Origin of the sequence: Methylosinus sp. LW3 (assembly GCF_000527115.1) — a bacterium.
In the GTDB taxonomy this organism is placed as follows: Bacteria; Pseudomonadota; Alphaproteobacteria; order Rhizobiales; family Beijerinckiaceae; genus Methylosinus.
The window spans coordinates 95,031-107,742 of record NZ_AZUO01000004.1; the positions used below are offsets into that span (position 1 = coordinate 95,031).

8 protein-coding genes and 1 pseudogene are annotated in these 12,712 nt (G+C 62.6%); 5 read left to right on the top strand and 4 right to left on the bottom strand.

The window, feature by feature from the left end; translation table 11 throughout:
• Positions 1 to 52 precede the first annotated feature (52 nt).
• Positions 53 to 2,173, top strand: a complete 2,121-nt coding sequence (locus tag METLW3_RS0123375; RefSeq protein ID WP_245267489.1) for an EAL domain-containing protein — start codon at positions 53 to 55, stop codon at positions 2,171 to 2,173.
• Positions 2,174 to 2,440: 267 nt separating this feature from the next.
• Here the strand turns inward: METLW3_RS0123375 and METLW3_RS0123385 are convergent, their stop codons facing one another.
• A complete protein-coding gene (locus tag METLW3_RS0123385; protein ID WP_036310352.1) occupies positions 2,441 to 3,463 on the bottom strand; it encodes an ABC transporter substrate-binding protein in 1,023 nt (340 codons plus the stop codon).
• Positions 3,464 to 3,642: 179 nt separating this feature from the next.
• Between METLW3_RS0123385 and METLW3_RS0123390 the strand changes: the two genes are divergently transcribed.
• The 4 genes and pseudogenes from METLW3_RS0123390 to METLW3_RS28600 all read left to right on the top strand — a co-directional run.
• A complete protein-coding gene (locus tag METLW3_RS0123390) occupies positions 3,643 to 5,973 on the top strand; it encodes a hypothetical protein (protein ID WP_245267490.1) in 2,331 nt (776 codons plus the stop codon).
• Positions 5,970 to 6,713, top strand: a complete 744-nt coding sequence (locus METLW3_RS0123395; protein ID WP_024882148.1) for an ABC transporter permease subunit — start codon at positions 5,970 to 5,972, stop codon at positions 6,711 to 6,713. The genes METLW3_RS0123390 and METLW3_RS0123395 overlap by 4 nt, the downstream gene beginning before the upstream one ends.
• On the top strand, positions 6,701 to 7,462 hold the full coding sequence (locus METLW3_RS0123400) for an ABC transporter ATP-binding protein (protein WP_024882149.1): 762 nt from the start codon (positions 6,701 to 6,703) through the stop codon (positions 7,460 to 7,462). Before METLW3_RS0123395 ends, METLW3_RS0123400 begins: the two co-directional genes overlap by 13 nt.
• A gap of 160 nt (positions 7,463 to 7,622) precedes the next feature.
• A pseudogene (locus METLW3_RS28600) lies at positions 7,623 to 7,817 on the top strand (IS6 family transposase); the annotation flags it as partial.
• Between the two features lie 379 nt (positions 7,818 to 8,196).
• On the opposite strand, the gene METLW3_RS0123405 reads toward METLW3_RS28600, so the two are convergent.
• The 3 genes from METLW3_RS0123405 to METLW3_RS0123415 are packed head-to-tail and all read right to left on the bottom strand — an operon-like array spanning position 8,197 to position 12,505.
• The gene (locus METLW3_RS0123405) at positions 8,197 to 9,603 is read right to left on the bottom strand and encodes an ABC transporter ATP-binding protein (RefSeq protein WP_024882150.1); all 1,407 of its coding nucleotides are present in this window, start codon (positions 9,601 to 9,603) and stop codon (positions 8,197 to 8,199) included.
• A complete protein-coding gene (locus tag METLW3_RS0123410; protein ID WP_024882151.1) occupies positions 9,600 to 10,892 on the bottom strand; it encodes an ABC transporter permease in 1,293 nt (430 codons plus the stop codon). The genes METLW3_RS0123405 and METLW3_RS0123410 overlap by 4 nt, the downstream gene beginning before the upstream one ends.
• Before the next feature lie 23 nt (positions 10,893 to 10,915).
• Positions 10,916 to 12,505 (bottom strand): hypothetical protein, encoded by a 1,590-nt coding sequence (locus tag METLW3_RS0123415; protein ID WP_245267491.1) that lies wholly within the window; start codon positions 12,503 to 12,505, stop codon positions 10,916 to 10,918.
• Positions 12,506 to 12,712 lie beyond the last annotated feature (207 nt).

Here is a 12,712-nt window from a genome sequence, read left to right on the forward strand (position 1 = left end):
AGCGCCGTCGTCGTGTGACGGAGTTGTTGTTTCCATGAAAGATAAGTAACGTGTGCTCGACGAGCGCCTTTCGATTCCGCCACGAGGATTCGCCGGACAAATGACGGTTTTGGAAGGGGGCGGTCGAATTGGCGGAGGACGAATGACGTACGAAGAGCGGGCGCAGGTCGCCGATCCCAGAGCGCTCGATCCGGCGGTCCTGAGCGAACAGGTTCGGGTCCTTTATGGAAGCACGGCGGTATTGCCCGTCAATCTGCTCAATGCCGTCCTCACCGCCTGGGTAGCGCAGAGTTTGTATCCGAGATGGGTTTTGCTTCTCTGGGTGGGTTCGCTGACCGTCATCGTCTCCTTGCGGCTCTACAATTCATGGCTCTACAAGAGCGAGCCGCAGCCGGACGACGCCGCGCGCCGCTGGGCGCTGCGCTTCACTGCCGGGGCTACGGCGACGGGTTGCCTATGGGGGCTGTCCGCATCAATCCTCCTGCTCACCGACGATCCATCTTTTCACGTCTTCATCGCCTTCGTGCTGGGCGGCATGATCGCGGGCTCCGTGACGATCGACGCAGCGTTTCTGCCGGCTATGCTCGGCTTTGGGGCGCCGACGGCCATGCCGGCCATTTTGGCTTTTTTCGCCCGGCCGGAGCCGACGTCCGGCACGATGGGCCTCATGTCCGCGGCTTTTGTCATGGCGCTTCTGCTATTGGGCGTGCGCGCCAATCGTTGGATAGTATCGTTGGCGCGACGCGAGCTGGCGCAGGCCGCGCTCGCCGCCGACCTCGAAAAGCAGATCGAGGTTCGTGAAAAGGCCGAGCAGGAAATGGCGCGCGCGATGCGCACCGATCTCCTATCGGGCCTGCCCAATCGCGAGACCTTCAAGGAATGGGTGACGGAAGCGTTTCGTGGAGGCGAAAAAGACGGCGCGTCATTCGCTGTTCTGTATCTCGATCTGGATCGCTTCAAGGAAGTGAACGAGACGCTCGGTCATTCGTTCGGAGACGAGTTGCTACGGGCCGCCGCGGAGCGAATCGGCCAGGCTATACGTAATACAGCCTCGATCGCGCGCATCGGCGGAGACGAATTCGGGATTTTCATGAAGGACGCCGCGCGGCGAGAGGCGGTCGATGAGGTCGCGGAAAAAATAATCCGTTCTGTGGCGGCGCCGTTCACGATAATGGGAAAGCAAGTCCACGTCTCAGTGAGCATCGGTGTTTCGATATTCGGAGCGACTATCGTCGCGCCAGAAGAATTGCTGAGGCGCGCCGATCTCGCGCTCTATGAAGCAAAGTCTGCGGGATATAATCAGCGCCGCTTCTATTCGGAGGCGCACGACCGCGCTGTGCGTGAGCGCGTGACCCTGTTCGAGGAGCTCAACTCGGCGCTCGAAAGGGAGGAGTTCGAACTCCATTATCAGCCGGAGGTCGAGTGGCCGTCCGGACGGATCATCGGCGTTGAGGCGCTGCTCAGATGGAATCATCCCAGTCGCGGGCTGCTGGGACCGGGAGCTTTCATACCGCTCGCCGAACGGACGGGCCTCATCACGCCGATCGGCGCATGGGCGCTCGCGAATGTTTGTCGCCAGGCCCGACTCTGGCGCGATCTCGGAATCTGTCCGCCGATCGTCGGCGTCAATGTCTCGGCCGCCCAGCTCTTCACTGCGTCGCGATTTGAGTCCGATCTCGCACGTGAGCTCGACATGTGTGATCTCGATCCGAGCTCGATCGAGATCGAGCTGACAGAATCGGTTCTCATGCAATCCTCCCGCGGAGAGACGACGGCAATCGATCGAATTCGCGCCTTGGGCGTTCGCATCGCGATCGACGATTTCGGCACCGGGTACTCTTCGCTCGAATATCTGCTCACCTATCGCGTGAACCGAATCAAGATCGCACAGCAATTTGTGCGCGGACTGCCGCACGATCCGGGCAGCGCGACCATCGTTCGCGCCACGATCGGCCTCGTGCAAGAGTTCGGATGTGAAATGCTCGCCGAGGGCGTCGAAACCGTCGGGCAACTGGATTTCCTGGTTCAGGCGGGATGTCAGAGCGTTCAAGGTTTCTACTTCAGTCGTCCTGTGCCTGCCGAGGAGGTTACGGAACTGTTGCGACGAGGCGTCATCTCTCCCGAAGATCGAGCGTCGAACCACGCCGAAATGGTTCTGGTACAAACGGCATGAGCGGGACATAATCCTTCGGAGGGAGTTCGCTACCTGATCCTCAGGAATTGCCAGTTCCCTTCGTGCGGCCATCCCCAAAATTTGCTCCCCAAGGCCAGACGTAACGCGGTCGCCGGAACAGGCTTCGATCCGGCCACGTTTTGAAGAGGCGCAACGGCTGGCCGCCGCGGACGGCGCCGAAGGTGTCATCGATATCGAGCGTGATGTGCGCCGAATCGATGCGCAGGCGCGGAAACGGAGTCCGATCGTTCGCGATGGGACTTCGGCTCACTTCTTCAACGATTTCTCGCTCGTGGTCTTGTCGAAGAAGCTCGAATCGAAGAGGCCGTCGACGCTCGGCGCCTTGTCCGCCACGCCCAGCTTCACCTGATAGGCGAGAAGCGCTTCGGTCGATTCTATGATCGATTTCGGATCGACCACGAAATGAACGGCTGGCGAGGATAGCGATTTTCGAATGGTCGCGCCGTCGACGATGCCCTTGGACAGCGCCGCTTCGACATGGGGCGCGGCGCGATCGGGATTTTTCTGCAGTTCCTCCACAGCGCGGACGAGCCCGTCGACCAGCGCTTGCGTCTGCTGCGGGTGCTTCTCGAGAAAATCCTTCGAGACCGCCGCCACCGTGCCCGGTTGACCCGGAAACAGCTCCGAGCCTCCGGCGATCAGCGCGATCTCTGGATTGGCTTTCTGCACGATCGTGAGCGTCGGCTCGCGGACCGTCGCGGCCTCCACGGCGTTCGCGAGCAGCGCTTGTTGCGTCGCGTCTATGCCGATGGAGATGATCTCGACGTCCGAGGGATCGGTATGCGTCGCCTCGCGGAGCCAATATTGGAGATTGGCCGCCGGCACCGAGCCGGGCGGCTGGGTGGCGATTCTGGCCGGGCGGCCATTGGCGGCGCGGAATGCCTTGAAAGCCGCCGCCGGCGCGACGCCTTTTTTGAAGAACGTTTTGAGCTTGGGGCCGCCGACGAGCACATTCTCATCGACGGCGAGGGCCGCCACGACGCGCAGGTCGATGCCTTTCGCTCGTCCCGCGGCGGCAGGCGCGACGCCTCCGATATAAATGTCGATGCCGCCGCTCGCCGCCGCCTGAACGATATTGGGGCCGCTCTCGAAGACCTTGGTCTGCAGATCGAGTCCGCTCTCGCGGAGCCAGCCTTCCTTCTCCGCCACGAACAGGGGGGCCGCGCCGATGACGGGGATGACCCCGACGCGCGCGGTCACCGTTTCGGCCGCGGTGCAACTGGCATGGAAGGCGAGGGCGATGGCCATCGCGACGAGCTTCTTCGACACTGATTTTCCTCCGTCTCGAATTGTGACGGCGTGAGTTTGCGTCAGTATGATGATTTAGTCTATGGTCGATACAGAACAAAAGGAGCGTCGGATTGTCTGATGAGAAGGATCGGGTGCGGACCCAGCCATCGGGATCGCGACCCTCGGCGCCGGTCGCGCCGGAAGGGCTCCATGAGAAGATGAAGCGAGCGCCGTTCGCCGGCCGGCTCGCTTGCAGTTTCGATGAGGCGGAGGCCGGATCCTGGCGGGAAATCCTTCTGGACTATGAAGTGGGCGCGAGCGGCGTCGCCGATGGCGCGACCTTCAAGGTCACGTTCAAATTTTATTCGGACTGGGCGCTGTTTCAGACGGTCGATCCGAAAGGCGCCGATTATCTCAGCGTCGAATATCAGGCCGGCCCGCTGGCGCCCGGACAATCGCCGGCGAGCGTGCAGCATCTTTCGGTCCGCTTCGATCAAAAAGGACATGAGCGGCCTTATCAGAAGGCCGTGATCGTTGATGTGATCGACGGCTATCTCAACATGGGCGACCATATCGTCATCCGACTGGGCGATCGCCGGGCCGGCGGACCCGGCACGCGGGTCCAGACCTTCGTCGATGATGATTTTCGCTTTCGCGCCTATGTCGACCCGCTCGGCACGTCGCGTTATGTCGCCGTGCCGGGCGACGTCTCGCTGCGCATCGTCGCCGGCGCGCCGGCGCGGTTGTCGTTGGTCGGCCCGCGTTTCGCGCGTCCGGGCGCTCGCGCGGCATTCCGGCTCTCGGCGCTCGATCGCTGGGGGAATATCGTCAGCGATTTTCCCGGCCGCATTCGTCTTTCGATTCTCGCGGGCGCCGACACGATCGCCTCCCGCGCGCTCGTCTTTCCAGAAAAGGGCTGGGCGAGCGTCGCAATAGAGGATGTTCCGACCGATCGCGGAGATGTGACGCTGGCCGCCGAGCCGGAGGCGCACGCGATTCCCACGGCTCGGGCCTATCTCTCGGTCTTCGCGGACGCGCCGGCGCCGCGCGGCTTCTACGCCGATCTGCATGTTCATGCACATGACACGGTCGGCACCAACAGCCCCTCCTATAACGCCGCCTTCGCGCGCAATGTCGGCGGCGTCGACGTGTTCGGCTACACGGCCAATGATTTTCAGATCACCGACGCCAATTGGCATGACGGCGTCGCCGCCGTGAACGCGCTCGACGCGCCCGGGCGCTTCGTGACCTATCCGGTGCAGGAATGGTGTGGAAGCTCGACGGCGGGAGGCGATCACAAGGTGATCTTCCTCGGCGAGGACGAGCCAGATTTTCCGTATGACGCGCAAGGGCGGCACAATCGCACCCTGTCCTGGAATGAGGACATGAAGTCTCCGAAGGTCGAGCTCGGCCGCTGGCCGGTGAACGAGCTGTGGGACGCTTATGGCCATTCGCCGGAGACCCATCTCGTCGTGCCGCATGTCGGCGGGCGGCGCTATATCGCCGATTGGCACCACCCCGAGCTCGAGCGGCTCGTCGAGATCGCTTCGGCCTGGGGGCATTTCCCCTGGCTCTATCAGGACGTGATCGCCCGCGGCTATCGGCTCGGAGTCTGCGCGAACAGCGACGAGCATCGCGGCCGGCCGGGTGGCGGCGCGCCCGGCGTACAAGTGTTCGGCGTGCGCGGCGGGCTGACCGGCGTTTTCGCCGAAAGCCTCGACCGCGTCACGATCGGCCGCGCCTTGCGCGCGCGTCATAGTTTCGCGACGACCGGCGAACATCTCGCGCTCATCGTCCGGTGCGGCGATCGCCTCCAAGGCGACGCCTTCGAGCATCAAGGGCCGGCCGAGATCGACTATCGCTTCCTCGGCGACGCCGGCTTCGACGAGATCGCCGCCTTCGACCATGAGGGGCTGCTCTGGCGCCGAAATCTCCATACCGAGCTGGGCTTCTCGCGCAAGCGTGTGCGGCTGCGCTGGGGCGGCGCGCGAATAAAGGATCGCTATCGCTGGGCGAGCTGGAACGGCCGTCTGCGCGTGCAGGGCGCCGTCGTGCGCGGCTTCGCGAGCGTCGGCTTCGAACATGACGAGGAGAGCGCCTGGCGCTCCGGGGCGACAGACATCGCTTTTCGCTCGGAGACCTATGGCGACTCCGACGCGCTGGAGCTCGAACTCGATGAGCTTTCCGCCGCGCGCTTTCTCGTCGAGGGAACGATCGGCGGCTTCGTGAAGGTCGGCGATCCCCGCTTTCCGGCGCCTTTCGTTCATGCGCCGGAGTTTCGCTTCGAGGCGACGGGCCGGGAGTTGCTCGAGAAGGGCGAACTGCGATGGGAACTCGGCGGGGCCGAGCTGTTCCTTGCTTTCGAGCGTCTCGCCGACGCGCCGCTTCCACGCGACATCGCGGGACGCTTCACGCTCGACCCGCGCAACGGCCCGTTCGGATTCCGCCCGATCTATCTGTTCGGCCGTCAGCGCGACGACGCGAAAGTGTGGTCGTCGGCGCTATTCATCGCCTTCGGCGACGCGCCGAACGCAGGAGAGGCGAAGTGAGACGGCGCCTCGCCTCCGTGCTGGGCCTCGCGCTATTCCTCGGCGCCTGGGAGCTGGTTCCGCTGTTCACGCCGGGAGCGCGCGCGCTTCTGCCCGTGCCCAGCCAATTGCCCGGCGCCTTCTGGCGCGAGCTGCAGAATGGCGTCTGGCTCGCCTGCGTCGGCGCGAGCCTCTCGCATTATCTCGCTGGGCTGCTCGTCGGCGTGACGCTCGGCGTCGCGGCGGGCGTGGCGGCCGGCGCGCATCCGCCGCTCGAATGGGCGACGGCATGGATTACGCGCATTCTTCGTCCCATCCCCGGACTCGCCTGGATTCCTTTCGCCATTCTCTGGTTCGGCGTCGAGGAGAAGGCGGCGATGTTCATCATCGCCGTCGGCGTGTTCTGGATCGTCTATTTCTCGGCTCATGGCGCCATTCGCAATGTCGATCGCGATCTCATCGAGGTGGCGGCCGCATTCGGCTTCAGAACCAGCTGGGAAAAGCTGGTGAAGGTGCAGTTTCCGGCGAGCCTGCCCGGCATTCTCGTCGGCGTGCGCACCTCGCTCGGCCAGGCCTGGATGGCCGTGGTCGCGGCCGAATTGTTCGGGGTCGCCGGCCTCGGGCAGCGCATGAATCAGGCCTCCAGCCTGCTCGCCACCGATATCGTCGTCGTCTACATGCTGACCATGGCGGCGCTCTATGGCCTGATCGACATGGCCTTCATCTTCGCGCAATCGAGGCTTCTCACATGGAAGGCGTAACGCCGCCGCCGTCGCCGCCGCTCATCGAGATCGAGGAGCTGGCGCTCGGCTATGAGCACGACGGCGCTCATGTCGCTGTGCTGGAACGGCTCGATCTTTCCATCGCGCGTGGGGAATTCATCGCGATTCTCGGCGCCTCTGGCGTTGGCAAATCGACCTTGCTGCGCGTTCTCATCGGCCTCGCGGCGCCTTCAGCCGGCGTGCTGCGTTTCGACTCGCGATCCGATTGCGCGATGGCGCTGGTGTTCCAGGATGCGCGATTGCTTCCCTGGCGGCGCGTCGAGGCCAATGTGGCGCTCGGCCTCGAGAAGACGAAGCTCTCCAAAGAGCAACGCCGCGTCCGCGCGGTGGAAGCATTGCGCGGCGTCGGTCTCGAGGGTTTTGGCGAGCGCTTTCCGCATCAGCTCTCCGGCGGACAGAGGCAGCGCGTCGCCCTGGCGCGTGCGCTCGCGGTGCGGCCGGACGTGCTGCTGATGGACGAGCCTTTCTCCGCGCTCGACACGCCGACGCGGCAACGCCTGCAGGATGATCTGCTCATGCTCTGGCGTGAGACCGGCAAGACGATCCTCTTCGTGACGCACGACATAGACGAAGCCGTCTATCTCGCCGATCGCGTGATCGCGCTCGGCGGGAAGCCGGGCGAGGTTCGAGCCTCCGTCACGATCGACGTCGCGCGTCCGCGACGACGCGGTGATACGCGCCTTCGCGACATCGCCTCGCTCGTCGAGTCGAAGCTGCGCAGCGATTGACGGTTGTGTCGCAAATTTTATCTGCGGAGGTGACGCAGGCGTGTGAGAGTGACGCGGCTCACGCTGCGAGGGCATAGAACGGCAGCGCTGGGTTCTGGTGCAAACGGCGTGAGCGGGACATAATCCGTGAGAGCGGAACCGGACGCTGGGGTAATGGTTGATGCTGAGTGCGGACGAACTTTTCAAAGGCCGCCATTTCGACCGCGAGATCATCGTTCTGTGCGTGCGCTGATATCTGCGATACAAGCTCAGCTTTCGCGATCTCGTGGAAATAATGGCCGAACGCGGCTTGTCTTTGGCTCACACGACCATCATGCGCTGGGTTCAGCGTTACGTTCCCGAATTCGATAAGCGGTGGAACCGCTTCGCGCGCCGGGTCGGCGGATCGTGGGCCGCGATCGTCATCGCTGGCGTCCAACTCGTGCATCGCATCAGGAAGGGTCAATTTGCGCTGAGCAAAATTTGGAGTGGTTGGGACAACCGCGCCCGAAATATGGCGTGCGGCGCTCGCGGCCTAATCCCAACGAATGTCGGCCCCCATCGCACGGCGAGCGGCAAAAAATTGCACCGCAACCCTTCGGCGAAGCCTATCCTCTCTTCGGCCTCGCCATGGCAGGACTATGACGCCCTTTTCATTGAGCAGCTCGACCTGCTGCTGAAGCTCCGCGACGAGATCCATGTCACATGGAAAGGACACTTCCGGCCGCCGCTGACGGGCCAGGGCGTTACCGCGCTCAATGCGGCGGCATCCAGATCCACAAGGGCGGAGCGCCTGGAAAGCGAACGTCGCGGAGAATTGTCTCATCCGCGACATCCTTCGGCTTGAGATAGACGAAATAATTATCGCTTCGTTGAAACAGCTCGTCCTTCGGCGTGCTTTCCGGGCTGACGAGCATGTCGTTGGTGAAGCGGACATGCATGTAATGCGGCAATAGCTCGGTGAACGTCTCGACGCGCGTTTCCAGCATGAAACGATAGAGCTGCCGGCCCGTTACCTTCAAAACCGCTGCCGTCGCATCGGCGACCGGCGAGAGCGTCGTCTCCTGCCATCCCGTTCCCACCTGAATGAACGCGCGCACGCTCGGCGACATGACATAGATCGGCGGCTCCCGCTTTATGTTCTCCAGATAGACCGTCACTTCAAAGCGATCGCCGCCGAGGCTGGCGATCGAGGCGATATCGCTTCTCAAGGTCGACGTCGCCAATTCTTCGAGCGCCGCGAGACGCGTGCGGTGCGCCTCGATCTCGAATTGCTGATATCGCGCAATGCCTGCATTCGAGAGGAGAGCGACTCCGAAGAATAGGGCGGCGACGAGGCCCCCGCGTCCAACCATCCTCCAGAGATTTGCGCCGAGACGTTGCAAGGCCCGCGCGCCTTCGAAGACCGCGGTCGCCGGCGGCTCGTGTTTCGCTGGCGCAGGCAGAATGATCGGGCGAATAGGACGTGGAGCCTCCGCGCACCGTGCATCGATGGGCGCAAGAACGCCCTGCCGCATTTCCAGGGTGCGGTCCGCCAGCGCCGCGAGATCCCGATTGTGCGTGACCATTACCATGCCGAAGCCTTCTTCGGCCCTGAGCGCCTCGAGCAGCGCGATGATCTCCTCTTCCGTCTCTTCGTCGAGATCACTCGTCGGCTCATCCGCGAGAAGCAGTCGCGGCGCGTTGACGAGCGCGCGCGCTATGGCGACGCGCCGCTGCTCGCCGCCGGACATTTGACAGGGAAAAGCGGAGGCGCGTCGCGCCAAGCCGATACGCGTCAGCAAATCATGCGCCCGCGCGTAAATCTCTTCCGGCGCGCTTTCGCCGCCGAGCAAAGCCGGAAGCGCGACATTATCGACTGCGCGAAGATTAGAGAGCATGCTCGAGAATTGGAAGATGAAGCCGATCTCTTTGCGGCGAATGTCTGCGAGCCTCTTCTCAGAAAGCTCCCAAACGCGCTCCCCGGCGATGGCTATGTCGCCGCTCGTCGGCTTCGTAAGCGCGCCGATCATAGCGAGCAAGGTCGACTTTCCAGATCCCGACCGACCAACGATCGAAATGAGCTCACCCGCCCGAACCATTAGATCAACGTCCGATACGGCGTCTATGCATCGGTCGCCATCCTGGTAGGATTTGTTCAGATGAGTGGCGCGGAGAATCATTGGGCGCCGTCCATTTGGATCATCTGCGCGGGCTCGAGGCGTATCGCCCGTCGTCCTGGGAAAAGCGCGCCGACGACGCCCAGCGCGAGCCCGAAGACAAGGCAGACAACGCCGGCTACGACGAAGAATTCGTCCGGAGGTCCATCGAGAGGAACGCCGAGCGACTCGAAATAAAAGCCCATCGATCGCGCGGCGAAGAAGATCAGCAAGGCCCCGAAGGCGACGCCCGCGACGCCGCCTGCTCCCGTGATGAGAACGGATTCGAGTAGCGTGATGGCGATGATTTGGCCCGGACGCGCGCCCATGGCGCGCAACATTCCGATTTCGCGGTAGCGCTCTTGCACGATCGCCGAGAAGAGCAGTGTGACGACAAAGAGCAGCGCCAAGATCAGTAGCGCGGCGAAGGCGCCGACGCCCCAAAGCAGGCTGCCGAGCGACTGCCGAGCAGTCGTGAAAATCGGATTGCCGGAAACGACCTTGATCCCGGGAATTTGTCCGATCGCAAAGCGCGCCTGCTCCAGCGACGCTCCCGCAGAGAGCTGTAGCAGATAGGCGGACATTTTGTCCGGCGCGAGATCGGGAAGGCATGTGGCTGGAGACGCCGAGTGATGAGCGTGAAGGGGCTCGCGATGATGAAGCTCTTCGGCGTCGGGAGCTCGCGCGACCGCGGCTCGGGGCGCAGCTGCGATCAGCCCATCCAATCCGGCAAAAGTCAAAAAATAGGACTCGTCGACAGGCCCGACGCCTGTGTGGCGCAATCTGCCGACGACGGTAAGCGTTCGGCCACAGATCGAAATCGTTTCGCCGGGCTTTTGTGGAACCCGTTCGCCGACCAGCAATTCTTCGGCGCCGAGCGAGCTCCGGAGGCCCTGTGGAAGCCATGGCTCGATCGTGAAATCGCGGCGCGGATCATAAGCGATGAGGCTGATCGACCTGCCCTCCACGCCGGCGCGCACCAGACGCTGCGGCGCTGCAACGACGACCCCGGGAGCGCGGCGGAGGGCTTCTCCGAGCGATTCGTCGAGCTCCAGCTCTGTTGGCTGAACGGTGAGGAGTGTGCTGGTGAGATTGATCAGCGCACCGTGCGGCACAATGACCAGATCGGCGCCCATGCGGGAGAAGCTCGTTAGAACGCCATTGTGCAGTGACCAGCCGAGCACCGCCCCAGCGAAGCCGACCCCGACCGCGATCATGATCGCGAGACCAAGAAAAAGGCTTCGGAGCAGCCGCCGTCCGACATTTTGCGCGGCAAGCCGAAGCAGCAGATGCACGCTGGATAGAAAGGACATTGCACACTCGCGAACGTCGCTAGTCAGACCGTGGTGCAGCGGCTGTGGATCAGCTCTCGATTGTTGCGTGGAACGATCACGCAATCATGGTGTCCGCCGAAATTCGGAATATAGCCGACCGGCTCCAATGTATCTTGCGTAAAGATGAACGTGCCGCCTTCGAGCCGCTGGAAGCCGCTGAAGATCGCCAGCACATATTTGCCGTCATAGGTGACATGCATCGTTTGCGTGTCGACGCCGACATTTTCGAAGCGCTTGATCGTGGTCCAGCTATTGGTGTCGACGACGACGATGGCGCTTTTCGCCGGCTTCTGGTGCAGCTCGGATACGAACATCTTCGATCCGTCCATCGAATAGGTGATATGGAACGGGCTCGGCGTCGAACCAATCCAATGCGGATCCTTGAAGTCTCCGATACGCTTCCATTTACGTGGGTCGCGATCTTCGCAATCGAACACGCCCATGCTGTTCTGCCGCGTGTTGTTGGTCAGGGTGAACCATTTGCCTTGCGGACCGAAGCCGCACTCATGGCCGGATGTGACAACATGATCGAGCGTGATCTCCCAAATGCCGTCGGCGATCTTCGTCACCGCGATCGCGTCCTTCGTCGTTCCCTCTGGCGAGGAAATGCAGGCGAGAGGCTCCATTGTCGTGCGGTCGAAAACGACGCCGACGGCGAACATGCGTAACGTGACCAGTGACAGCGGATGGATCGGGTGGTGGACGCAATTGTCGGCGCCGGTCAGAGACTTCACACCGTCCCCGGGAAGCTGGCCGGTGTAGGCGAGATATTCGCCCATCGGCACCATTTCCCAATCGAGCTTGTTGCCTTTCGTGCCCCGGCAATCATAGAGACCTGTCTCCGGCGCCTTGACGAGGCGGAAAATACGAATCTTGCCGCCCTTGAACCAATTATCCTCCAGAAGACCGTTGGGTTCGTTGCCGATCCAGTCGAATCGAAATGCATCGATCACCTCGGTCTTGCCGTTTCCGGTGGCGCGCTTGAAGAAAGCGACGACGTCCTTCTGGCCGTCAGATACGGAGAAGCCTGTGGCGTCCGGGAAAATCACCGTATGCACGCCGAGGCCGACGCCCGTGGTTTCGGCGATGTTCTCGAGCAAATTCATCTGCCGGCCGTCGAAGCCGACACGGTAGATCTGATTGCCCTGCCCCCACAACGGATCGAGCATGCCATGTTCGCGAATCTGCGTGGGAATGCCGTAGATCAGCACGTTTTGGCCGCCCTGCGTCGAATTGATGAATTCGAAACCCTTTCGTGGGTCCGCCGAAGGAAAGGCCGCGAGATGATGCGCGATTGGACAGCTGTCGCCATAATTCCAATATTCGATCCACGCCATCGTCTTGCCGCTGGCGAGATCCTGAGCTTGAGCGCCGCCGCCGAGCTTTGTCGGCGTGAGCCACACATAATCCCCCAGGGTGGCGAGGCGTGAAGCATTGGCTTCTGCTGCCGCGGCGGAAGGAACGAGAGGATCGGCGCCTCCCAGGAGTTTAGAAAGAAGTCCAGCCGCATCGGCGGAGCGTGCGCCGAGAATGGTTCCGACAATGCCAGTGGTCGCCGCGCGCAATAGATTGCGACGGTCTATGTGGGCCACATCACCGATCCGCCTCACATGAGGGGCGTTCGAGCCGGAAGAAGCATGAATGCGGGAGCAATCTTCTTCGTCAGCCGACATCGTACCCTCCTTCGCCATATGGTAGAGAAGCGCGCTGCCGCAGCTTTTTGCTCGATTTCGGAATCCGCGGGTGAGACGCGTGTCATGGCTCAGCTCCAGCCAAGGGAGCTGCCGATGATCGCGCAT